The following is a 23,199-nucleotide window of genomic DNA, read 5'->3' as shown; positions in this document are numbered from 1 at the left end:
TGGACAAGGCGATTCCCTGAAATCTTACTCGTAAGTAAGTAATCAGAGAGTTATGTCTGAGATTCGCGCGAAGTGCTGTCATTCGATCCACTGTTGGCTAGCTTGTTTTGCCTCGGTCATCTCTCTCCTAGATGATAACCAGATACCTTGCAGAATTTGGAGGGATGATCTTTAGCCTGGAGACTGGCTGGCTGGTAGACCGCTACTCTTTTCGACCGGCCTTTGTACTCTTTGGTCTTATTCCGCTGCTTGCTGCCTGGATGATTTGGATGCTGCCGAGGAAAGCAGAAATCGAGATGCACTAAACATGCGCATAGTCATGCCGCCGTCGATAAGAGGCACTTCAGGAGAGCGTCTATAACCTGCTGGACGAAAACACTGGATATCTTTCTGCATGGGTACGAACAAGCTCGCAAGACGAGGATAAGAACCGCATCAATGATGGTTACGAAGCTGTGGCACGCGACCAGGCGCAGGTGCTGGCCAAAGTGCTGCGCGAAGGAACTCCACTTGGCCGCGAAGGAATTCTTAACGCGCTGTGGGACTTCCATATCCGCCACTATGCTCTCCCGGAACTCAAGTCCGACACAGTGTCCATTGGCCTCCCCACTGTTCTAACTAAATATGTGGCCGGAGTACCCGATCTTCATCGTCCAGACTATGAATACCCGCCTTATCGTGAGGCAGTCGATTTCAAGTATGACGCTCACAACAACTTCTTCCAGACACGCATAGGCAACGATAGCGATCTCATTCATTTCTTCAAGAGCTCCGGTCCTGAATTGGAAGACGCGCTTCTCGCTTGTCTCACGGGCGCGGACGATTCCATGAAGATTCAGGTCCTTAAAGCGGGTAGCACGCTAAGCGGAGCCGGTGACGCTCGGTTTACCCTCGCGGCCCTCGAGCTGTCTGAGGACCCAAATACTGCTGTGCGGCAGACCGTTCGCTATGTCTGCGAAGATGGCCAGCGTGGAATCCTGAATCTCGATGCTTCCGGCGCGCCAGATCCTCGCCTCGTAGGCAAGGTCGTCGAAATTCTCAAACACGGAAAATCCTGACAGCCAGGCCGTTGCGCTTCCTTTGCTGGCTGCACTGCCAGACACCTCTGCCTGGGAACAGCAAGCGGATGTTCAGAATGCGCTGCGATCTCTACTCGAACAAGATCCTCAACCCGCAAACTATGCGCTGGTTCTCGACGCAGCCTCTTCATTTACCGAACTGATGAACGAGTCGGAGCTGCAGGAGAAGGTTCTGGCGGGGCTGAATTCCTACAATCCAGATGTGCAGCGCGCTGCGGTGGAGGTTTCACTCGAGCATTTCCTGAACAATCCCCAATTGGCGCCCACGGTGAAGAAGGCATATGCCAACCTGAATGTCTCCGCGCAAAGAATCACCCAATGCCTCTGGCGTTTTCTCAGACCAGGACAGCGAAGAAAACTACAAGTATGCGATGCGGGTAGTCGACATCAATAACCCAGTGCAGAGCCTGATCCTTATCAAGCCGACTCGCCCAACCGACAGCGCGGGCAATGTCGGCAACTATCTGGCCACGCACAATGGCGGCCAACGCTGGCACGGTAATGAATCAAGTCCACAATATCAAACGATTCTGCAATGGATTCGCGGCAGCCGACTGGAATCCGCGGCGCTGTCTAGATGATTGGCGAGTGTAGCCGATGTGGCGGTCATACCTCACATCGCTACACAAGGATCGGATTTCCATTCGACCTCCGTTTCAAGAACGGCCGGATTTCAATCTGTCAGCAACAGATGATCAAGGGGAGATGCGGCCGGAGATGGGAAGTCGGGCGCTTAGCATGACGATTAGCACAGCGAATTCAACTAAGAATTTACTATCCAAATTTACTATCCAAGGCTCTGAAAAGCGCTCAAAACTGACAAATCTGCCCAAGTCTGCTCATGGATGAAAACGGACTTAAGCAGCTTATTTTCTCATTTTTATGCGAATGATGTTGATCTCGCTCGGAAAGGCTGAAAGTAGCTTCAAAGAAGTTGACGTTCTGTCACTGAACTACTCGCGCCCTTTATATTCAACTCGGGCTTACTATCATGCGCCTTGCGAGGGCGGATTGGAGATGGATAGTAAGGCAAGCTTCAAAGCGAACTTAAAAAGTATATCAACATGAATGGCAAATGGCGATTTGTGCCAGAGGTTACGGCCCAAACCCTCGTTGGCGTGATCTACGAAGATCGTCAGGGAATTCTGTGGGTCGGCACGCCCCAAGCGCTCGAAGGCATCGACCGCAAGGCAGGGCACTCCACTTCCCACCGCAGGATGGCCGGACCAGCGGAAAGTACCGATGTGATCGCGATTCGCGAAGATCACTCCGGCATGAGTCTCGCGATCTGCCGCTCCATTGTCGAATCATACAGCGGTCGCTTGTGGGCAAGCGCCAACAATGGGGCGGGGGGCTACGTTTCAGTTCATTCTTTCTGCCGAAGGTAACAAGGTCGTCATCTTCGGTCGCCTCACGCGTCAGTGAAGACGCGACTACATAAATACCACAGGCGAGGTAATCGGAGTTGACACTTATCGCGCCGCGACGCTTTTCGCTCGCGGGCGGATAGGGTTCTGCTGAAGGCGATCGTCTTGGGTCGAGACAAACCAATTTAACGATGCGGGACGGGCGCGGATTGGTGCTTGCGTCTGCGACCTCCGCTCAGTCTGCTTGCCTGAAAACGATCATCTTCTCTTCGGACATCTCGTTCATCGTGGGGCGGATGCCGCCGATGCCGTACCCGGATTGGCGGCGCCCGGCGAACGGCATCCAGTCTGTGCGGAACGCGGTGTGGTCGTTGACCATCACTGCCGAAGCATCCAACCGCTGCGCGGCCCGCAAAGCCGGCTCGATATCGGTTGAGAAGACGCTGGCTTGAAAGGCGAAGGGCAGGGAGTTGGCGATCTCGATGGCATCGTCGAGCTTTTCGAAACCGTAGACGCATGTCACCGGGCCGAAGATCTCCAATTGCGACACCTTGGCATCCGCCGCAGGCTCCACAAGGATCGCGGGCTCAAGCGTGGTCTCGGACCGCCGCCGTCCGCCGATCAACTGCGCGCCAGCCGCCACCGCCTCGTCGATCCAATTGCTCACGCGGGTCGCCTCGCGGGGGAGGATGAGTGGACCGACCTCGGTGTCGGCCAGGAGCGGGTCCCCCACGCGAAGCGCACGTACACGCGACGCCAGACGCTCGACGAATTCGGCCTTGATATCGTTATGCACGAAGATGCGCTGCGTCGAGACGCAAACCTGGCCAGCATGGTAGTAGCCGCCCTTGACGATAGGCTCGATGATCCGGTCGAGCCTGGCGCTGCGGTCGACCATCACCGGCGCCGCGCCTCCGTGTTCAAGCGCGCAACGCGTCCCTGGTGCGAGCTTGCTCCGCAGATACCAGCCAACACGGGCGGAACCGATGAAGCTCAGGAAAGCGATGCGTGGATCGGTGGCGAGCCGTTCGGACAGGGCATTGTCCTCTGTGACGAGGGTCTGGCACCACGGCTCTGGGAGGCCCGCCTCGCAGAGCAGAGCGGCCAGTTCCAGGCAGGACAGCGGCGTCGGCGCAGCCGGCTTGACGATCACTGGACACCCGACAGCGACGGCCGGTGCGACCTGATGGACGATCAGGTTAAGCGGATGGTTGAAAGCCGAGATCGCGGCGACGACGCCGATCGGCTCCCTGGTGGTGAAAGCCCAGCGACCATCGCTCGCCGGCGTGAGCCCCATGGGGATCTCCCGGCCGGCGAAGTTCCGGATTTCTTCGGCCGCATTGCGCAAGCCGTCAACTGCACGGATCGCCTCGATCCTGGCGTCCGTCAGCGGCTTCCCGCCTTCCTGCGCGATGAGCCGTGCAAATGTGTCCAGCCTCTCTCCCAGCAGCGCAGCGGCGCGAATCAAAATTGCGCTACGGTGGTAAGGCTTCAGGGCGCCGTCGCGATTCTTTATGAGCCGGAACGCCGCGTCCACCTTAGCCTCTAGCGCAGCAGCGTCATCGGCCGGGATTTCCTTGATCAGCGTACGGTCATAAGCCTGAACGACTTGATAGGGTTGGGACATGATCACGCCTCCTGCATCACGGGCAGCCGCTGCGCCAGCTCATCACCAGCACCCGCTTGTTTTCCGAATAGTCGACGGGAACTTCAAAGATGCGATCGACACCCTCGTTCTCAAGGGCGGCGACGAGAAGATCTGAACCTTTGACCATGCATGTCCCCAATTCGCGACGCTTGTGAATGTCCACTAAAGTGAGCGCGAATGCCCTCATGAAAGTGCCAGTCCTGCGCAGATTGTAGTTGCACAACGCTTGCGTAACCAGTGACCCCCCAGCGCCAGAGTGCTCGAATCAGATCGTGGTTCGTCTACCAGAAGAATCAGGCGCAGCCGCAGAGCCGCTTAAGGAAGTTGGCGAAGTTTTCGCCGTATTGATGCCAACCGCCGAAGGATTGGACTTTGCCGAGAGATGCGGCACTCATTTTCGCTCGTAAAGAACTGTCTTCGGCGAGTTGTTGAAGCGCGCCGTGAATCGCTTCCGGCGAGCGGATGGGAATGATGAAGCCTTCTTCGCCGTTGGTGTAAAGATCAGGGCCACCGGTGTTCGTGGTACTGATGACAGGACATCCGCAGGCCATGGCTTGCGTAAGCACCATTCCGAAGCCATCTTCAATGGAGGGAAGGACGAGCGCATGGCTTTGGCTCATCATATGCGCAAGCTCGGCTTGCGAGCGTGGACCGGTGATTTCAATGTCGGTGAGATCCTGCGTTTTCAGATATGGTCTGATCTCTTGCGGAACGAATCCAACGATGCGAAGGCGCTTGCGGGGATGCTTCAGTCTGCGGAAACCCTCAAGCAGGTAGGGGATTCCTTTACGAAAGCTGACCGTGCCGGCGAAAAGCACCTCAAACGAGTCGATTGGCGGCTCTGCGGTCTGGCGAAATACTTCGAGCTGAACGCCGAGAAGCATCTTATAGACTTTTTCCGGGGGCACGCCGCATTCAATGAAAGACCGGCGAGCAAATTCGGAGAGAACCGTGATTGCATCGGCGATTTCGTATTCGCGCTCCTCGCGATCGACAGATGAAGCTTGAGCGAACGGTACCTTCCAGCGTCGATATTCTTCATGCAGGAGTTGCTGCTGGTAGCGCGCGTGCGAAGAGCCCCTGTCGCAGACGTACTTTGCGCCAAGTTGCTGCGCCCGCTCACCGCTTTTCGATCCGGAGCCGGAGAGCGAGACGAAGGCGTCGCATGCAGAAAGTTGACGGGAAACCCATGCGTCAAAGGATGTTGCGATCCAATCTCCCAGAGGGCGATCGATGCTTTTCGGGATGGAGATATAACGGCCAGCCACCATCTGCGATGTGTGAAGCCAGGGAAACGTGGTGACAGATTCACGCGGAAGGCCCTCACGGCGCAATCGCCGCCAAGGATATGTGGAGTAGATCTGCTTCAAGTAGCCACGCGATTTCAGTTCGCGAGCTAAATGAAAATGATGAAAGGTGCCAAGTGTCGCCTGGATGACCTGCATGTATGAGAAGCGTGGCTATGTGTTTTCGTTCATTCTATATGAGGGTTTTCTGACGATCGAATGACTGAATCAGAGCCAATCAAATCTACGCAGAATCCAGAGCAAGATTACGGTGGAGGCGACCATCATGCCGATTACGATTAACAGGCCGTAATGAGTTTCTGATCCTGGCAAGCCTTTCACATTCATTCCATAGATTCCAGAAACCACAAGCGCGGGCAGGGCAATGGTGCTGAGAACGGTGAGGACCTTCATAACCTGATTGGTGCGATTCGCGACACTGGACAGATAGACGTCGAGGCAGCCGTTGAGCAGATCGCGAAGCATCTCAACGTGGTCGAGGTTGCGGGCGATGTGATCGTACACATCACGAAGGAAGGGCCACATGTCGCGCTTGATGTAAGGCGAGTCGACGCGCTGAAGATGTGCGGATACGTCGCGCGTATGCCCGAGGATGCGCCGCAATTCGATGAGCACACGTTTGATTTCGAAGATTCGAGAAAGCGTTTTTGGGGTAACTGCCTCCATGGCAATGTCTTCGAGATCGTCAATGATTTCGTTGAAGTGATCGAGCACGGGAAGGTATTTGTCGACCGTAGCGTCCACAATGCGGTAATAGAGCTGGTCAGGGCGGGAATGGTCATTGTTGGCGCGCAGTCGTTCGACGTTTTGGCGCGTGTCTTTGTCGTCCGGCTCCAGGACCGTGATGAGGTAGTCTCTGCCGAGGAACAGGTCAACATCGTGAGCGTCAATGTTGCCGTCGGCCCTCAACTCCACGCACTTGACTACAGTGAAGAGATAGGTCTCCCCTTCTTCGATTTTGGCGCTTCCAAGACGCTGACGGCAGTCTTCAATGTGGAGCGGATGAAGATGGTAACGCTCGGCCAGAGCATCGAGGTCGGCCCTGGACGCGTCGATTATGTTATGCCATTCCATAAGGTTCTTCGGGGGCTCCGGTACTTCTCACCGATTGTAAGTTGGGTGGGGGAATTGCTGTGGAGAAGTTCTTCGCAATGCCATTTACGGGCGATTTCTGATGCTTGAACGGTGAGTCGTGTAAATTTTGCGACATACTGCCGGGCCTTCGGGATTAATTTCCCGCTAACATATTGCAGTGTGAGACTTTCTGAAGAGCAGCGGCTGCCATCTTTCTGGCAGGTCCAGGCCGGAGGCTGGAGTGTTTACTTTGTTCTACAGCTGCTGAGCTTCCTTCCTTCAAAGGAGCTTCGAAGCGAGCTGCTGTACCGCCTCGCCTTTTGCGCAGTCTGTTTTCTAGCCAGTTTTCCGCAACACACTGTGTGCCGTCGCTTGTGGCGAAAGCAGGCTTCGTGGTCCCATGTAGTGCGCGTCGTGGCGCTTAGCTGTTACTCGCTTGGATTGATTTGCGGAACGCTGCTTTTGTGGCTGGAAGCGAAATACCTGATGCCATCGTGGGAGAAGTTCGAGTGGTATTACATCTTTGCGAATGCACTCAGTCCGACGTTCGTTCTTGCGTTGTGGAGCGCATTGTATTTCGGCATCAAGTTCTATGGGGCGCAGGCGGAAGAGCGTGCACGGCTGCTGCATCTGGAATCTCTGGTGCATGAGGCCGAGCTGAAAGCACTGCAATACCAGATTCATCCGCATTTTCTGTTTAATACGCTGAATTCGATTTCTACGCTGGTGTATGAGCGGGATACGGCGACAGCCAATCGCATGATTGCGCGACTAGCTGACTTTTTGCGAGCCACATTGGATGACAACGGCACCTACGAGAGCCCGTTGCGCGACGAACTTGATATTACAAGGCTGTATCTGGAGATCGAAAAGACGCGGTTAGGGGAAAGGCTGATGGTGATCGAGGAGACGGATTCCAGTTTGCTTGAAGCCGGGGTTCCTCGCCTGCTGCTGCAGCCGCTGGTCGAGAACGCGGTACGGCACGGCATTGCAAAGAAACGCAATGGCGGTGAGCTGTTCATGACCGCTTTTCGCGAGAAGGACGATCTCGTGATCCAGGTAAGGAATGAGCTGGTGCCGTTGAACGGAAAGCCGTGCACGTACGGAATCGGGCTGACGAATATTCGTACTCGCTTGCAGCAACTGTATGGCGATGCTCACGAATTCACAATTGATTTTTCCGCAGGAGATGTGTGCAAAGTAACGATCAAGATTCCTTTCCACACTTATATGGCGCCCGCTGAGCTGGCGGGTACTCGATTACAGGAGATCAGGGCACAATGACATATCGAGCCATCGTGATTGATGATGAACCTTTAGCGCGGCGTGGAATCATTTCGCGTCTGCGGCCTTACCCGCAATTTGAAGTGGTTGGCGAGTGCGGCAACGGCGAAGATGCTTTGGCCGCAATTTCGGAGCATCATCCGCATCTGATTTTTCTCGATGTGCAGATGCCGGAGATGGATGGCTTCGAAATGCTGGAGCAACTGGCCCCGGATGAACGCCCGGCCGTCATTTTTCTCACTGCATTCGATCAGTATGCGCTGCGCGCGTTCGATGTACACGCCGCGGATTACCTGTTGAAGCCAATCGATGATGTTCGTTTCACCGAGGCCATCGACCGGGTGCAGCGATTGCTGCAAATGGAGAAGGACAACACGCTGGGGGAGCGGCTGGAGTCATTGCTCTCTGATCTGCATGCCAAGCGTCCGTCAGGAAACCAGCAGCGGTTCGCCATTCGTAACGGCCGGAGGGTCTTCTTCATTACAGCAAACGAAGTGGAGTGGATTGAAGCGCAGGGCGACTATGCCGCGCTGCACGTCAACGGAAAGACGCATTTGCTTCGCGAGCCATTGCACATTCTGGAGCGCAGGCTCGACGCGTCGACGTTCATCCGGATTCATCGCTCCACGATTGTTCGACTGGATCGGATATCAGAAATGCAGGCGCTGGCGAATCGCGACTGTCTGCTGCGCCTGAAGGACGGAACCACGCTTCGCGTGAGCCGCAGTTACAGTGATCGATTGCAGGAAGCATTGAGCGGGGTCTAGGGATCGCTGGGCCTTATATGGAGTACTCAAGTTCGCTAACTCAAGGCATCAGCGCTTGCTAGGAAATTTCTGCCTGCATCTTCTATAGTTGGAATCAGTTATTTGATCGCACACGCGCACAGGACTGATTCGAGTGGAAGAATTTTCAAGACTCAAGAGACTGCCCGCCTACGTTTTCAACATCACCACGGAGCTTAAGTCGGCGGCACGTCGCTGCGGCGAAGACATTATCGATTTCGGGATGGGCAATCCTGATGGCGAAACGCCGCAGCACATCGTCGACAAGATGATTGAAGCTGCGCGCAAGCCGGAGACGCACCGGTATTCACTCTCGCGGGGAATTCCGCGGCTGAGAAAGGCGATCTGCAACTGGTATCAAAAGCGCTATGATGTCGCGCTGGACCCTGACACAGAGGCGATTGTCACCATTGGATCGAAAGAGGGAATTGCTCATCTGTGTCTTGCCACCCTTGATCAGGGCGACGTTGTCGTCGTTCCGAATCCGAGTTACCCGATCCATATTTATGGACCGGTCATCGCCGGTGCGAATATTCACAGCGTGGCGATCCATGACACGGAAGCATTTCTGGCGGAGCTGGAGCGGGCAATTCCGCTGATGTATCCGCGGCCAAAGATGCTTATTCTCAACTTTCCCGCGAATCCAACGACGCAGTGTGCGGATTTGACCTTCTTTGAACGCGTGGTGGCACTGTGCAAGGAACACAATCTCTATCTGGTGCATGATCTTGCGTATGCCGACATCTGCTTCGATGGATATAAAGCCCCGTCCATCTTGCAGGTTCCGGGGGCGAAGGATATTGCGGTTGAGTTCTTCACCCTCTCAAAGAGCTACAACATGCCGGGCTGGCGAGTCGGTTTTATGGTTGGGAACAGAAAGCTGGTAGCGGCTTTGGCTCGTCTCAAGAGCTATTTCGACTATGGAACATTTACGCCGATCCAGGTCGCGTCGATTCTGGCGCTTGAAGGATCGCAGGAATGCGTGCAGGAAATTTGCGAGAACTATCGCAGGCGCCGCGATGTGCTTGTGCAGGGATTGAATAAGCTGGGATGGCAGGTTCCACTGCCGAAGGCAACGATGTTCGTGTGGGCGCCGATTCCGGGGCCTTACAGGAGCCTGGGTTCGCTTGAGTTTTCTACCAAGCTGCTAAAAGACGCGAAAGTTGCCGTGAGTCCGGGAATCGGCTTCGGAGAATTTGGCGATGGCCACGTGCGATTCTCATTGATTGAAAATGAGGAACGCACACGGCAGGCGTTGCGCTGTATGAAGCAGATGCTCCTGAAAGATGGGGTCCTTGCGCAGCCAGTGGCACAATAGCCCGGCGTCTGTGTTGGATCAGGCTCCCGTGCCGCGAACGACGACCTGCGCCGTACGCATAAGAATCTTTACGTCCAGCCAGAAAGTCCAGTTCTCAACGTACGCCGTGTCCAATTCGATGTACTTGGCGAACGAAGCGTCCTGCCTTGCGTGAACTTGCCAAAGGCCGGTAAGGCCTGGCATGACCTCCAGGCGGCGGAAGTGTTCCAGAGCGTACTTTTCCACCTCACTGGCTATCGGCGGGCGTGGGCCGACGACGCTCATTTCGCCACGGAAGACGTTGAAGAATTGCGGCAGCTCGTCAAGGCTGTACTTGCGCAAAATGCGGCCGACGCGTGTTACGCGTGGATCGTTCGATACCTTAAAAAGGATGCCGTCGCGCTCGTTCAGGGCTGCCAGTTCGCGCTTCTTCTTCTCGGCATCGCGTACCATGGTGCGGAATTTGAAGCAGGGGAATACGCGTCCGCGCTTGCCAATGCGCTCCGAGACATAGAAGACGGGTCCTTTGCTGTCGACGCGGATGAGAACCGCGATGACAAACATCAAGGGAAGGACGGCAAGCAAGACTGCCAGCGAAAAAATGATGTCGAAGGCACGCTTGAAGAGATGTGACAGTGTTCTGGAATGGCTGCGATGCAACGACCTGACCGGATAGACGCCGAGATATTCGATTGTGGCGTGGCGGGAAAGATCGCCAAAGAGACCAGAGATGGCTCGAATATCGATGCCCAATTCACGCGCCTCTTCGAGCAGGAGAATCACTTGCTCTATTGGAAGCGCATGTGTGATGACGACTTCATCAATGAAATGCTGTCGCGTAAGCTGGCGCAGCCGATCGATGCTTCCCAGGATCGTCAAGGAGTCAACGGACTCGTCCGAACGGCCGGACGCTGAAAGATACCCGAGAAACTGATAACCAAGCCGATAATTGTTGGCGATGTGGTTGCCAAGCGCCTGGCTCAGATGATTTGTGCCCAGAATGACGACGTTGCGAAGATCAATACCTTTTTCGAAATGTCGATAATAGGCGAGCCGGATACTTGCCCGCCAGATGCAGAGGGCAATGGTAGTTGTACAGATCAGCAGTATGACGACCGCGCGCGAGGCCAGTTCCAATCGCGCCATGTAGAGACCGCCGCACAGAAGCAATCCGGCATTCAGCGTCGCCTGGACGGTTAAACGGAGTTCGCGAAGACCGCCGGCGCCTAGCACCGGATTGTAAAGATCATAGTGTTCTGAGACTAGGAGCAGGCAACAGAGAAACCACGCAAAGAAGCCTAAATAGAGGTAGACCGTGGAGGCGTGGGTGACTTGGAATGTGTCGTTCAAGACGTGAAGCTTGATTTCAAGAGCCAGAGCAAAGGCCAAAACAACGATGATGACATCGCCGGACATTCGTAGAAGCTTGGAGGCGAGAACCGGCCCGGCAACCCGGCGGCGGCTGATCGTTTGGTAACCTGCTCGCCTGAGTTGCCTTTCAGATTGCTCAGCCTTTCGAATGTACTCTGATGTTGCCATATTTGTTTACAGACACAGTTAGCCGAAGCTTGTTTCGATTTGAAAGTGGGAGCAGTAGTTGCCAACAGGGGAGTACGAGCGGCGGCCATTTGCCTCACCCGCGTTTTGAATGCTCCTGACTGGGGGCTACTCGAACCAATCAGGGTTTCCGAACAGCAAAATACGCGCACAGCGAGTGCAACGCAGATGAGATCTGATACTTATGAGTCAATGACAGTATACATAGTGGCCATTTACCCTCATTCCGCTTTTAGTGCAGCATGCATGCATCATAGTAAGAATGCAAGTTACTTTCGATATAACCGTCTATCAAAGTGAGCACTTTTTCATCAGTAGTGAATCTTGTGTTCACAAATGCAATCGTTACTGTGACAAACATGGCCGAAACACTCGTTACCAATCCGGTTCTCTCGATAGCGGCGAACTTCCGGTCTGAGATCTACTGCAGCAGTTCTTGTACCTGGCGCCGCAGTTGCTCCAACTTGCGGGGCGACGGTGGCCGAGACACAGATCCGGCCAGCAACTTGTTCTTGCTGCGGAGGACTCGTCCTGCCGCCTGTTGCACGCGCCGGCGAAAAGACGGCGAACGCTCGGCCTCCGAGAGCAATGCTTCATAAGCCTGAAAAACAAGTGCTTGATTTCTGCAAATCTCGATAACGTCTGTTCCTGCTGCGATTGCCTCCACTGCAGCTTCCTCCATGGATCGCTGCGTCAGTATCCCTCCCATTTCCATATCGTCCGATACGATGAGACCTCTATAGAGAAGTCTCTTTCGAAGCACATCGGAGATCCAAAATGGGGAAATCGAGGCTGGCAGCATGCTTTTCGATGCGTTGGGATAGGCTGCATGGGCCACCATGATCATGGGCAAGCGGCGGCTGAGAGCGTAGAAGGGGGCGATATCTGCGGCCCACATCTCTTTCCATGAACGTTGAATGACGGGCATGGCGTGGTGCGAATCAAGATTGCCGCCGCCGAGGCCGGGGAAATGCTTTCCACTCCCGAGGATGCCTTCGGCGGCAAGTCCATCAAGAAAGGCTGCGCCATATGCGATTACCTCGGCGGGATCAGCGGATACAGTGCGTGTGCGCATCACGCTGGCGGAGGCGGGGAGCGCGAGATCGAGCACTGGAGCGAAGACCGTGTTGAAGCCGAGGCTGCGTACCTCTTGGGCAATAAGACGGCCGTGTTTCTTAAAGAGCGCTGGTTTGCGCGTCGCGTAGACCTCGGCTGGCGATGGCATGGGTGCGATTAAATCGCGCAGTCGATCGACGAGTCCGCCTTCAAGATCGACGCAGCGCAAATTTGGTGCACCAGTGATCTGGGCGGCTTCACGCAGAAGCCGGACGGTCTGTTCAGCGTCGTCAATATTTCGGCGGAAGAGAATGATGCCGCTTGGTCGAATCAACTTGAGCCATGTACGCTCGCTGGACGTCAGTTCCGGTCCTTCGAGGCCCACAATTGTCAGCTGTCCAACCATCCGGCGAAGCGTTGTGCTCATGCATTACCCTGTGGTGATTTGATTTCGCTCTGCAGCTCCTCAAGAAGATTCAGCGCCTGCAACGGTGTCAAGGAGTTGATGTCCGTCTCCTGCAATCGATCGAGAATGCGTTGCGAGAGTGGCGTAAACATGGTGAGCTGCAGCGGCGCTGCTGTTTCTACCGCAACGTTGTTGCGTTCCGATCGCTCGTGCTGCTTCAGGACATGCCGCGCTCGCTGGATCACTTGAGGGGGCAATCCTGCGAGACGCGCAACGTCGATGCCATAGCTCTTGCTGGCCGGCCCCAGTTCGATGGCATGCAGAAAAACGATGCCTTGCGGCGTCTCTTTGACAGCTACACGGAGGTTCTTGAGATGGGCTAGTTGCTCGGCAAGGATGGTCAGCTCATGGTAGTGCGTCGCGAAAAGCGTGCGTGCGCCGATGTGCGCATGCAGATATTCAAGGGTTGCCCATGCGAGTGAGAGGCCGTCGAAGGTCGCGGTGCCGCGCCCCATTTCATCGAGCAGAATGAGCGAACGTTCGGTCGCGGTGTTGAGGATGGTCGCTGTCTCCGTCATCTCGACCATGAAGGTAGAGCGTCCACGCGCCAGATTATCGCTGGCCCCAATGCGTGTATAGATGCGGTCGACAAGTCCGTAGCGCATTGCGGCAGCGGGAACGAAGCAGCCCATCTGCGCCATGATGACCAGCAAAGCAGCCTGCCGCAGATAGGTTGACTTGCCACCCATGTTCGGCCCTGTGAGCAGCAAGATGGCGGGACCCTGGACATCCAGGTAAAGGTCGTTTGGAATAAATCGGCCCTCGCTCTGTTCTTCCATCAGGCACTCGATGACAGGATGACGTGCGCTGACGAGTTCGAGGAGTATCTCGGTCGCAAGCTGCGGCCGCGCATAATTTCGGAGCGCCGCGAGATGCGCGAAATTTGCCAGGAGATCGGCTTCGGCAACTGCGGTGCTGGTTTTGCGGATGCGGCTTGCATGGTCAAGAACTTCGCGGCGCAGTTCGGCGAAGATTCGCTTTTCGATTTCAACCGAGCGCTCCTGCGCGGTAAGGATCTTTGTCTCGTAATCTTTCAGCTCGGGAGTGGTAAACCGCTCGGCGTTTACCAGCGTTTGTTTTCGCTCATAGTCACCTGGAACGTTCGCGAGATTCGCCTTTGTGATTTCAATGTAATAACCGAAGACGGAATTGAAGCGGACCTTTAACGACGAAATGCCAGTGCGCGCTCGTTCGCGTTCCTCGATGCTGGCGATGGACTGGCGTCCGCTCTGGCTGAGGGTTCGCAGTTCGTCCAGTTCTTCGTCTCTGCCTGCCGCGATGACGCCACCTTCTGCGAGTGTGAGAGGCGGCGACGGTTGAATTGTCTGGTGAATCTTTGCGCAGATGTCTTCCAGGGTATCGAGCCGGGTGGTGATCTGCTTCCAAAGCGAGAGGTCAATGCCGGTCAGGGCGTTTTGCAATTGCGGCAAGTGTTGCAGCGAAGCTGCCAGCGCCAGCAGATCGCGGGGGCCTGCGCTGTCGAGGGAGATGCGAGCGAGCAGTCGCTCGAGATCGAGAATCCCCTCGAGAATCTGTCGGACTTTTTCGCGCAGGATCAGGTCATTCTTCAGGAATTCGACAGCTTCGTAGCGGGCATGGATCGTCTGTTCGTTCAGCAGGGGGCGAAGGATCGAAGCGCGAAGCATGCGTTTGCCCATAGGGGTCCGGCAGCAATCGAGTGTGTGGAAGAGTGTTGTCGCCGAGCCTGCTTCACTGAAGAGCGGTTCGAGCAGCTCGAGATTACGGACGGTCACCTGATCGAGTTGGAGATGTTCGGCGCGTTCGTAAAAGCGAATGCTGTCGATGTGGCCAAGCTCAACGCGCTGCGTGCTTCGCACATAATGCAGGATGGCTCCGGAAGCTATGGCGGCGGTTGGATGCTGCGATAATCCGAAGCCGTCGAGCGATGCAGTGCCTAATTGACGCTCAAGCAGAGGCACAGCGTAGTCTCTCGTGAACACCCAGTCTTCGATCGGGGTCTTTGTCTTGATGCGTTCGATCGCGAATGGCAGATCTGCTTTCTGTGTTAGCAGGGGATTCTGGCCGGGAACGAGCAGTTCGCTGGGCGATGCTTTCTGTAACTCGTCGAGGCATAGAGCGACTGCCTGGGCTCCAGTAAACTCTGCGGCACGGAAGTCGCCGGTTGAGAGGTCAAGCAGAGCGAGGGCCGCAACGTTTTCTCCAAAGGATACGGCGGCGAGAAAATTATTCTGCTCGGAACTAAGAGCGGGATCGATCGCTGTTCCCGGGGTGAGGACGCGCGTGACCTCACGCCGAACGATCTTCTTTGTCAGCTTTGGATCCTCCATCTGCTCGCAGATGGCGATGCGATAGCCCTTGCGCAGCAATCGCGAGATGTAGGCTTCAGCTGCGTGATAGGGCACGCCGCACATGGGCACGGCACGCTCTTTGTCGCGGGCAGTGAGGGTGATTTGCAGTTCGCGCGAGGCGACGTGAGCATCTTCAAAGAAGAGCTCGTAGAAATCGCCGAGGCGAAAGAACAGCAATGTATCAGGATGTTGTTGCTTGGCTGCGGCGTACTGACGCATGAGCGGCGTCTGCGCCGTCTCGACAGATTGGAGAGAAGTTTCGGACACTGGGAAAAGGTCAGCATATCGCATCGGGATGCGGATTGGTATGCGCTAACGGGTGATTGGTGAATCGAGTTGCGGGTACGGGAATCCATAACATAGCGGCCTGCGCCACTCTGGGCAGTTATACTTAGGGTTTACGTAAAGATTCCGACTGTATGTATCTGCTATGGCTAAGGGTTGCGGCGGTGCTTTATGGGCTGGCCAGCGTGTCTGTGCTGCCTGCGGTTTTTGGCGACCGTCCGCGCTGGCAGAGGATTTGCCTTCCGTTGACGATTGGCGGGTGGTTTTTCCACTTTGTCGCGTTCGTGGAAATGCTGGCCGCGGCGCATCGGTTGATGCCGGTTGGCATGCACCAGGTCCAGTCCACGCTTTCGCTGTTGATTGTCACCGCGTTTCTGCTGATCTGGCTTCGTTATCGCACGATCTCTTTTGGCGTGTTCGCGCTGCCGCTTGCTTTTCTGATTATTCTGGTTCCCGCCATCGGTCCGGATCGATATACATTCTCGTCTTCTCAGGTGCGAAGTGGTTGGATTGCAATTCATGTAACGCTTCTGCTGGCGGCTTATGCGGCGCTGATCTTCAGCCTGCTGGCAAGCCTTTTCTATCTGGCGCAGGAGCGGCGGCTTAAGAACAGGCAGTCGCCTGGGTTTCTGGAGTGGCTGCCGCCGCTCGACACCATGGACCAGATTGCCAAGACGACGCTCATCTTTGGCTTTCACTGCATGACCGGAGGCCTGCTGATCGGGTCGCTGATCGCGCAGGAACACATGGGCGCAGCATATTTCCTCGATCCGAAGGTTGTGCTTTCGTTCGTCATGTGGGTGCTGTACCTGGTGATTTTGTTCGTGCGGCGTTCCACTGGGCTGCGCGGCAAGAGAGCTGTATATCTCTCAAGCGCGGTTTTCCTTCTCATGCTGTGTGTACTGGCCGCGAATCTATTCAGTTCGGTGCATAGGTTTCCGACGCAATGAAGCTTTTGCTCACAGGTGTGAACCACAAGACGGCTCCTGTTGAGTTGCGGGAGCAGTTGGCTATTTCGCCCGAACGGCTGAGCGAGGCGACCCGCGCACTGCTCGAATTTCCCGGCGTGCACGAGGCGATGATTCTCTCAACCTGCAATCGCGTTGAGATGCTGGCTTGTCATGATTCGATCAGTCCGGACCTGTTGAGTTTTCTGCAAAGCTATCTTGGCATTGAAACTACGTCGCTGCGCCCGCATACCTATGAGTATCGCGAGACGGATGCGGTGCAGCATCTGTTTCGCGTGGCGGCCAGTCTCGATTCGATGGTAGTGGGTGAGCCGCAGATTCTCGGACAGGTGAAGGAATCATACACGGCGGCGCGCTCGGTAGGAGCGGTGCAAACACACCTGGAGAAACTGCTGCAGTCGACGTTCACCGTTGCGAAGAAAGTTCGCAGCGAAACCCAGATCGGCAGTTCGTCGGTCTCGATTGCCTCCGTTGCCGTCGATCTTGCCAAGAAGATTTTCGGATCTCTTGAAGGGAAGCGCGTTCTGCTGGTAGGCGCGGGCAAGATGAGCGAGCTTGCGGCGCGACACCTGATGCGGCAGGGCGCGGATTCAATTCTTGTTGCCAACCGCACGCACGAGCGGGCCGTGCGACTGGCGCAGAATTTCAAGGGACAAGCCATTCGCTTTGAAGACCTGTACGCGACGGCAGATCAGGCAGACATCATTATCGCCTCGACCGGCTCGCAGGAGCATATCTTCCGCCGCGAGCATGGGCAACAGTTTCTGCAGAAGCGTCGCAACCGTCCGATGTTCCTTATCGATATTGCGGTGCCGCGTGACATCGATCCAGAGATCAATCGTGTGGACGGTGTCTTCCTGTACGACATCGACGATTTGCAGTCGGTTGCAGCGTCGCACCTCGATGACCGGGCGCGGGAAGCGCAGCGTGCTGAGAAGATCATTGCCGAGGAGGTGCTTCGGTTCCAGCGGCGGGCGCAGTCTGTGAACGCTGCGCCGATGATCGTCGATTTGCAGAACACGGCTGAGGAGATGCGACAGGCAGAACTGCGTCGCGTACAGGCCCGGTTGCAATCGCTTACTCCGGAACAGCAGGCGGCGGTTGAAGCGCTGACGCGCGGGTTGATGAATAAATTCCTGCACATGCCCATGCAGGCCATCAAAGCAGCGGCGCTTGAGGCGGACACTCTGATGCTCGAAGTGATGCGCTCTGTTTTCCATCTCCCTTCTGCACAAGAACAGGTGAATCCGCCGTCTGTGTCGAAGACCGTTCCTGCGGATGCGAGAGAGCCTGTTGCCGCGGGCAAAGAAAAGGAACGTTCGTGATTCGTATCGGTTCGCGCGGCTCGCAGCTTGCACTGTGGCAGGCAAATCATATTGCCGATGCGCTGCGCGGCGCAGGGCATGAGGTCACAATTGAGGTCATTCGTACGACGGGTGATGCCTTGCAGGGTATCGCGTTCAATAAAGTCGGCACGAAGGGCATGTTCACCAAGGAGATTGAAGAGGCGCTCGTTGCTGAACGGATTGATCTGGCCGTACATAGTTTGAAGGACCTTCCTACGGAGCTTGCGGCTCCGTTTGCTATTGCGGCCATTCCTCCGCGTGTCGATCCGCGCGATGCGTTTGTTTCCGTGAACTACGACTCGTTCGCGGCTTTGCCTTCGGGCTCGCGCATTGGGACGAGTAGTCTGCGGAGGCAGTCGCAGCTTCGGGCACAGCGGCGCGATCTGGAACTTGTCGAGTTTCGCGGCAATGTGGATACGCGGCTGCGCAAGTTGAGTGAAGGCGTTGTGGATGCTGCTGTTCTCGCTTCTGCCGGGCTTGAGCGGCTGGAGCGCACGGAGTGGATTCGCGAGCGATTTTCACCTTTGGTGCTTTGTCCTGCTCCAGGGCAGGGGGCGCTGGCGATTGAGACGCGTGCCGAGGATGAGCGGATGCAGGCTGCTGTCGCGTTTCTGGATGATCCTGCCTCCCGCTTTGCCGTGACTGCTGAACGCTCGGCGCTTGCGGCGCTGGGTGGCGGGTGCCACGTGCCCATCGGTGTTTATTGTGAGCTCTTGGTTGAAGGGTATACCGTGACCGGGGTTGTGGCGCATCCCGATGGATCGGCGCTGGTGCGGGCAGAGCTTGAACATCAGCCAGGCCAGAACGCCGAAGAGCTTGGGCTGCGGTTGGCAGAGCGGCTGATGGAACAGGGTGCGCGCGAAATTCTTGGAGCCGTTCAGCTGTGAGTGAACTGCCGCTCAAGGGCCGGATCATTGTTGTCACCCGGCCGCGGCGTCAGGTCAGCCGTCTGCGGACGGAGCTGGAGGCTCTGGGCGCCTGTGTTATCGAACTTCCTACCATTGAGATTGTTCCTCCTGAATCGTATGAGCCGCTGGATGCTGCGCTGCAGGATTTGTCGCAGTACCAGTGGCTGATTGTGACCAGTGCGAATACCGTCCCGGTGCTGGCGGGGCGTTTGGCGTTGCTTCAGGTTGAGCCTTCCTCTGTTTCCGGAGTGCAGGTGGTTGCGGTTGGTTCGGCGACGGCGGCGGCTTTGCGTGAGGCCGGGTTTCGGGTGGACCTGATTCCTCCGAAGTATGTTGCCGAGTCGGTTGTCGATATTCTGCGCGACAAGGTTGCCGGGTCGCGGGTGCTGCTGACTCGGGCGGCCGTGGCCCGCGATGTGATTCCGGATGAACTTCGGCGGTTGGGTGCGACGGTGGATGTGGTGGACGCTTATCGATCGGCGATTCCGGAGGAATCGATTGCACTCGTGAGCGGGGTTTTCCTGAACACTCCGCTGCCGGATGCGGTGACGTTTACCAGCTCTTCGACGGCGACCAACTTTTTTCACCTGTTGGAAGAGGCGCGAATCTGTTCGGTACCGGAAGGTGTCCGGGCGCTTTCGATTGGGCCAATTACTTCGGCTACGCTGCGGGAACTAGGTTGGGAGCCTGCGGCTGAGGCTGAGCAGCACGATGTAGATGGGCTGGTGCAGGCGACGCTTCGAGCCTTGCCACCCTCCTCCCTATGTTTTTGCTAAAATCCTCATTCTTGATGGGGTTACGCGTATCGAGTCTGCGGGAACCGGGATTGGAGCCTGCCGTTACGGGGCCGAACAGCACGAGATCTACGGGCCAGATCAGGCTAGGCTGCGAGTCTTGGTACCCTCCCCCTATCTTTTGCTAAAATCCTCATTCTTGATGGGGTTACGCGTATCTAGTTACTCTGGCTTCTGAGGGCTTCCGACTTATTTTGCCCCTATTTCTATTGTAGCGATTTGCGCCAGGAAACACGCCAATTCCAGCCAACTTTAACTTTCGTTGTTGCAGCGAGTTAGCGGCGGAAACACAATTTGGGGGCTTGACACGCTTTAGTGCCGTGACGGAAAGTTGTCGGCTGGCGCGATGCTGGCGATTTTGAAAACCTGCGTGTTGGGGGCGGTGCTGGTGGCAGGCGCTGTTTCCGTTTCGGCGCAATCGACCTGCACTCTTGTGGTCCATGTGGACGGCTTTCGGAATCAGAAGGGCGATATTGGGGTTTCGCTCTTTACGTCTCCGGATGGCTGGCCGGAGAAAAATGACAAGGCGTTCCTTCATGGTCCGCATCCCTTTTCAGGGGATAAGGCCACGGTTACATTGGATGTTCCGGCTGGGCGGTATGCCATTACGGTGCTGCACGATGAGAATGGGAATCACAAAATGGACCGGAATTTTTTCGGAATTCCGAAGGAGGGGTTTGGATTTGCCAATAATCCGAAGGTCTTTCTTACTCCGCCCGACTTTAAGACAGCCAGTGTTGAGGTTGAGTGTCCTACTACCGAGACTACGATTCATCTGAACTACAAATAAGCCCGGGCTCGGGTAGTGGGTCAATTTAAGTTCCTACCAGGTCGTGGTTACCTGACCGCATAGTGTCGAGTGGAACACATCTGCCTTGCCGGCGCGCATGTTTCACCGATTCCCGATTGGCACAGTCCAAATCCGCGCGTGCCCGTTGAAAATTACTTCACCGATACGATCGAAAATGAGGGACTCTCGCGTAAGCCAGCGAAGATCATAGGTTTCATCTTCCGAAGTGTTCGTAACCTGCCTTGGCACGCCGCCTCCACTCGGTGCAATCCAGAGCGACGATCCTCCCCAAAAGTCGACATCTTTTCTGCCGTTGCGTGGTCGTGGTGAGAACGTGGCGTATGCGACTAGTGTTCCGTCGGGGCTCGGAATTGCCAGCCCGCCGTGGTCGGCTTTCAAGAGCTCGCGGCGCTCTTTACCGTTCGGTGAGGTGATATACAGGGAAGTGCCGGAGAAGAAGGCGAGATGCTTTCCGTCCGCGAACCATGGGTTCCAACCCGGCTTAAAGTAGTCCCACCCCGGATCGGGATGGATGGTGAGACTACCAAGATTGGCCAAGGTCTTCTCTTTGGTGTCGTAGACCCACAACGAGTGACCGGCGTCCGTTTCTCCCATTGAGAGATATCGTTCGTCCGGGGACGGCACGATCACTGCCGAGGTTCGGACGGGCATACCCTCGAACTCTGCCATTGGACCAGCCGTGGTTTGGAGAACAGTGCTCGTGTCTGTGTACTCAAGCCAGACGAACTTGCCCAGCTTCGAGAGATAAGCCACACGCTCCGGTAGTCTCGGCAGCATAGTCTTCATATCCCGCCCTCGAAGCATCGAATCAGACTCCCGGCTCCCACTTGGCGACAGCAAGGCAAACCGCCAATCGCGATAGCCGACAACGGCGCTGCTGTTGGATAGCCATTCGCCCAGAAATCCTTCAATGTTGGAGCCTTGCAGCGCTTGGCCGCTCGGGTCGCAAAACCTGACGTCAGATTGAAGATGGGAACGCCCGAGTCCAGCGAACATCTCAACTTTGCGGCCTGTCAGAACATAAGCAATCAGCTTCCCGTCTGGACTGGGAACCGGCTCATATGCGTTGAGTTCAAAAAGTTGCGTCTCGTGCTGCTGTGCTGCAGCAGCACCTCCTACTGACCCGATGAAAAGCACACAAGCCGCGATTTGATGCCTCACGTAAATCACTCTACTCCCGATGCTCAAAAGTGCAATCGCAGGGAAAGCGTCGTGTCGAACGCCGCTATCACTTCAGGAGCGTCACAACTGTTGGGCCTGCACTCGGGCAGGAAATCGCAGCGCAGGCAGTCGGCGATCCTGCTGGCATCGATCGTGTCGTTCTTCTTTTTGGCAGCAGCGATGGCCCGCAGCATCAGCGGATGAGCCACCTTAATTGCACTGGCGTGCGGCCGCAGATGGTCATAAATCCAGCCGCTGAAGATCGTCGCTTCCATCGCCATCGTGCGCGGTTGTGGAAGGGTTCTGATCCACGCATCCAACTCGGTCCGCGTCGATCCGATCCTGCCTCCCTGATGCACACAACCAGCCGCGTCCTTCACGCAGTAGCTGATCGTCTTCTTGTGAACATCCAGTCCGATGTAGTACATGTCGTCTCTGAGGAGCCTCCGAGGTTGTTCTCTGAATCAGCTGCCGCTGAGTTCAGCTTCTTGTAACACCTCGTGCTCCTCCCAGACTTAACATTCAAACAACTCAATAACAATCGCGATCCGATATAGAGTGTGGCGCACATTTAGCTGCGTTTAGTTTCTTTTTCGAGTGCAATGGCACAACGATTGACCGCCTCGGTGAGCGCCGCTAAACAGAGGATGAACGCCATTGCGAAAAGAACGAAGGCTATGGACGCTTGCCCCGTTCCCGTTGTTATCCAGCCAAGGAACGTGGCGATTGCTGCGATTCCAATTGCGATCCAATGCATCGAATGCGCTTTCATTAAATGTTCCCTCATGAAGAGCTTCCAGCTTATCGGAATGTGGCGTGTCACAGAAGACCTTCCGTTCGCGCTTGATTACCACTACACGGACCTAACAAGACCCCAGTCACCGCAGGAGAAGAGTAACTGGCGATACGAGTTCGCCGTTGGAATGTCCCTATGGCCGACAACGACGATATCTCCAGGAGTCCGAGACAGCATGAAGTAAAGTCCTCTCATGAATGTTCGTCTGCGTCCCTATCAGGCGAAAGATTTTGATTTCGCGCGTCAACTGTATTTTCAAACCATGCGCTGGGCGATTGAGCGCTTCTTTGGATGGGACCAGGCTCAACAGGAGACGAGCTTCGAGGCGTGGTCTAACCCTCATGAGGTCTCCATCATCGTGGCCGATGAGGTGGACGTTGGTTGGATTCAACAACGCTTAGATCACGACGCGATTTTCTTAGGATCCATCTACATTACGCCTAGCATGCAGAGGAAAGGCATCGGAACGCGCGTTATCCATATAATTCTCGATCTGGCCAGGCAGCAATCCCGACCAGTCACTTTGGCAGTGATGAAGATCAACCCAGTATTGGCTCTCTATGAAAGTCTGGGATTCAGGATCACTCATCAAGATGAGCACAAGTTCTATATGAGGTCAGACCCGGCGGAGGACTAGCCTCCGGTGCCGTATCACCGCCAATACGGAACCTTCGTTCTCGAAACTTCCGTGTTGCTGACCATACTCCCCCAGTTCTATTATCCGGGACGGCGGCGTAACATAACCGCACTGAGGTGTTCTCAATTGTAGACGTCGCTAATGGAGGAACCATGTTCGTCGACTCGATGAGGAATGTAGTACTTGCTTCAACGCCGCAATACGATCGGATCACTTCGCGGAAAAGGTCTTTCTCACCGGTCC

Annotated in this window: 22 protein-coding genes; 12 read left to right on the top strand and 10 right to left on the bottom strand. The window is 55.8% G+C overall.

Translation table 11 applies throughout. The features are described from left to right. Nucleotides 1-455 precede the first annotated feature (455 nt). From H7849_RS08665 to H7849_RS08655, 3 genes are all read left to right on the top strand, one after another. Nucleotides 456-1,058, top strand: coding sequence for a hypothetical protein (locus tag H7849_RS08665; protein WP_186745742.1), 603 nt, complete (start codon nucleotides 456-458; stop codon nucleotides 1,056-1,058). Nucleotides 1,059-1,372: 314 nt separating this feature from the next. After that, the gene (locus H7849_RS08660) at nucleotides 1,373-1,660 is read left to right on the top strand and encodes a hypothetical protein (RefSeq protein ID WP_186745740.1); all 288 of its coding nucleotides are present in this window, start codon (nucleotides 1,373-1,375) and stop codon (nucleotides 1,658-1,660) included. Between the two features lie 483 nt (nucleotides 1,661-2,143). After that, complete coding sequence (locus H7849_RS08655) at nucleotides 2,144-2,467, top strand: two-component regulator propeller domain-containing protein (protein ID WP_186745738.1); 324 nt, start codon at nucleotides 2,144-2,146, stop codon at nucleotides 2,465-2,467. Between the two features lie 214 nt (nucleotides 2,468-2,681). Here the strand turns inward: H7849_RS08655 and H7849_RS08650 are convergent, their stop codons facing one another. The 4 genes from H7849_RS08650 to corA all read right to left on the bottom strand — a co-directional run bounded on the left by H7849_RS08650 (nucleotide 2,682) and on the right by corA (nucleotide 6,475). Further along, a complete protein-coding gene (locus H7849_RS08650) occupies nucleotides 2,682-4,073 on the bottom strand; it encodes an aldehyde dehydrogenase family protein (protein ID WP_186745736.1) in 1,392 nt (463 codons plus the stop codon). A gap of 16 nt (nucleotides 4,074-4,089) precedes the next feature. After that, entirely contained in the window at nucleotides 4,090-4,221 is a 132-nt protein-coding gene (locus tag H7849_RS27075) for a hypothetical protein (protein ID WP_285288939.1), read from the bottom strand. 166 nt (nucleotides 4,222-4,387) lie between these two features. After that, on the bottom strand, nucleotides 4,388-5,539 hold the full coding sequence (locus H7849_RS08645) for a glycosyltransferase family 4 protein (RefSeq protein WP_186745735.1): 1,152 nt from the start codon (nucleotides 5,537-5,539) through the stop codon (nucleotides 4,388-4,390). Between the two features lie 69 nt (nucleotides 5,540-5,608). Then, entirely contained in the window at nucleotides 5,609-6,475 is an 867-nt protein-coding gene (gene corA, locus H7849_RS08640) for a magnesium/cobalt transporter CorA (protein WP_186745733.1), read from the bottom strand. Between the two features lie 180 nt (nucleotides 6,476-6,655). Here corA and H7849_RS08635 point away from each other — a divergent pair, with 180 nt between their 5' ends. The 3 genes from H7849_RS08635 to alaC all read left to right on the top strand — a co-directional run bounded on the left by H7849_RS08635 (nucleotide 6,656) and on the right by alaC (nucleotide 9,862). Beyond that, nucleotides 6,656-7,759, top strand: coding sequence for a sensor histidine kinase (locus tag H7849_RS08635; protein ID WP_186745731.1), 1,104 nt, complete (start codon nucleotides 6,656-6,658; stop codon nucleotides 7,757-7,759). Beyond that, entirely contained in the window at nucleotides 7,756-8,526 is a 771-nt protein-coding gene (locus H7849_RS08630; RefSeq protein WP_186745729.1) for a LytR/AlgR family response regulator transcription factor, read from the top strand. Before H7849_RS08635 ends, H7849_RS08630 begins: the two co-directional genes overlap by 4 nt. Before the next feature lie 133 nt (nucleotides 8,527-8,659). Beyond that, nucleotides 8,660-9,862 carry an alanine transaminase gene (alaC, locus tag H7849_RS08625; RefSeq protein ID WP_186745727.1) on the top strand — a complete coding sequence of 401 codons (1,203 nt, stop codon included), beginning with the start codon at nucleotides 8,660-8,662 and terminating at the stop codon, nucleotides 9,860-9,862. Between the two features lie 18 nt (nucleotides 9,863-9,880). Here the strand turns inward: alaC and H7849_RS08620 are convergent, their stop codons facing one another. The 3 genes from H7849_RS08620 to mutS all read right to left on the bottom strand — a co-directional run bounded on the left by H7849_RS08620 (nucleotide 9,881) and on the right by mutS (nucleotide 15,541). Beyond that, on the bottom strand, nucleotides 9,881-11,380 hold the full coding sequence (locus H7849_RS08620; RefSeq protein ID WP_186745725.1) for a sugar transferase: 1,500 nt from the start codon (nucleotides 11,378-11,380) through the stop codon (nucleotides 9,881-9,883). A 439-nt stretch (nucleotides 11,381-11,819) separates the two neighbouring features. Continuing rightward, nucleotides 11,820-12,881: a beta-N-acetylhexosaminidase gene (gene nagZ, locus H7849_RS08615; protein ID WP_186745723.1), complete on the bottom strand. Its 1,062-nt coding sequence runs from the start codon at nucleotides 12,879-12,881 to the stop codon at nucleotides 11,820-11,822. Further along, nucleotides 12,878-15,541: a DNA mismatch repair protein MutS gene (gene mutS / locus H7849_RS08610; protein WP_186745721.1), complete on the bottom strand. Its 2,664-nt coding sequence runs from the start codon at nucleotides 15,539-15,541 to the stop codon at nucleotides 12,878-12,880. Before mutS ends, nagZ begins: the two co-directional genes overlap by 4 nt. A gap of 128 nt (nucleotides 15,542-15,669) precedes the next feature. Between mutS and H7849_RS08605 the strand changes: the two genes are divergently transcribed. From H7849_RS08605 to H7849_RS08585, 5 genes are all read left to right on the top strand, one after another. Continuing rightward, nucleotides 15,670-16,485: a cytochrome C assembly family protein gene (locus H7849_RS08605; protein WP_186745720.1), complete on the top strand. Its 816-nt coding sequence runs from the start codon at nucleotides 15,670-15,672 to the stop codon at nucleotides 16,483-16,485. Continuing rightward, nucleotides 16,482-17,828, top strand: a complete 1,347-nt coding sequence (gene hemA, locus H7849_RS08600) for a glutamyl-tRNA reductase (protein WP_186745718.1) — start codon at nucleotides 16,482-16,484, stop codon at nucleotides 17,826-17,828. The genes H7849_RS08605 and hemA overlap by 4 nt, the downstream gene beginning before the upstream one ends. Next, complete coding sequence (gene hemC, locus H7849_RS08595) at nucleotides 17,825-18,736, top strand: hydroxymethylbilane synthase (RefSeq protein ID WP_186745716.1); 912 nt, start codon at nucleotides 17,825-17,827, stop codon at nucleotides 18,734-18,736. Before hemA ends, hemC begins: the two co-directional genes overlap by 4 nt. Further along, on the top strand, nucleotides 18,733-19,533 hold the full coding sequence (locus H7849_RS08590) for a uroporphyrinogen-III synthase (protein ID WP_186745715.1): 801 nt from the start codon (nucleotides 18,733-18,735) through the stop codon (nucleotides 19,531-19,533). Before hemC ends, H7849_RS08590 begins: the two co-directional genes overlap by 4 nt. A 349-nt stretch (nucleotides 19,534-19,882) precedes the next feature. Beyond that, nucleotides 19,883-20,341, top strand: a complete 459-nt coding sequence (locus H7849_RS08585) for a DUF2141 domain-containing protein (RefSeq protein ID WP_186745713.1) — start codon at nucleotides 19,883-19,885, stop codon at nucleotides 20,339-20,341. Nucleotides 20,342-20,443: 102 nt separating this feature from the next. Here H7849_RS08585 and H7849_RS08580 read toward each other — a convergent pair whose 3' ends face one another. The 3 genes from H7849_RS08580 to H7849_RS08570 all read right to left on the bottom strand — a co-directional run bounded on the left by H7849_RS08580 (nucleotide 20,444) and on the right by H7849_RS08570 (nucleotide 22,310). Beyond that, nucleotides 20,444-21,523, bottom strand: a complete 1,080-nt coding sequence (locus tag H7849_RS08580; protein WP_186745711.1) for a TolB family protein — start codon at nucleotides 21,521-21,523, stop codon at nucleotides 20,444-20,446. Between the two features lie 23 nt (nucleotides 21,524-21,546). Beyond that, nucleotides 21,547-21,951, bottom strand: coding sequence for an IS110 family transposase (locus tag H7849_RS08575; RefSeq protein WP_186745709.1), 405 nt, complete (start codon nucleotides 21,949-21,951; stop codon nucleotides 21,547-21,549). Nucleotides 21,952-22,094: 143 nt separating this feature from the next. Continuing rightward, nucleotides 22,095-22,310 carry a hypothetical protein gene (locus H7849_RS08570; RefSeq protein ID WP_186745707.1) on the bottom strand — a complete coding sequence of 72 codons (216 nt, stop codon included), beginning with the start codon at nucleotides 22,308-22,310 and terminating at the stop codon, nucleotides 22,095-22,097. Nucleotides 22,311-22,512: 202 nt separating this feature from the next. Between H7849_RS08570 and H7849_RS08565 the strand changes: the two genes are divergently transcribed. Next, the gene (locus H7849_RS08565) at nucleotides 22,513-22,956 is read left to right on the top strand and encodes a GNAT family N-acetyltransferase (protein WP_186745706.1); all 444 of its coding nucleotides are present in this window, start codon (nucleotides 22,513-22,515) and stop codon (nucleotides 22,954-22,956) included. The last annotated feature ends 243 nt before the right edge of the window (nucleotides 22,957-23,199 follow it).

Source organism: Alloacidobacterium dinghuense (assembly GCF_014274465.1).
Lineage (GTDB): Bacteria > Acidobacteriota > Terriglobia > Terriglobales > Acidobacteriaceae > Alloacidobacterium > Alloacidobacterium dinghuense.
This window is presented reverse-complemented; position numbering and strand designations above follow the sequence as displayed.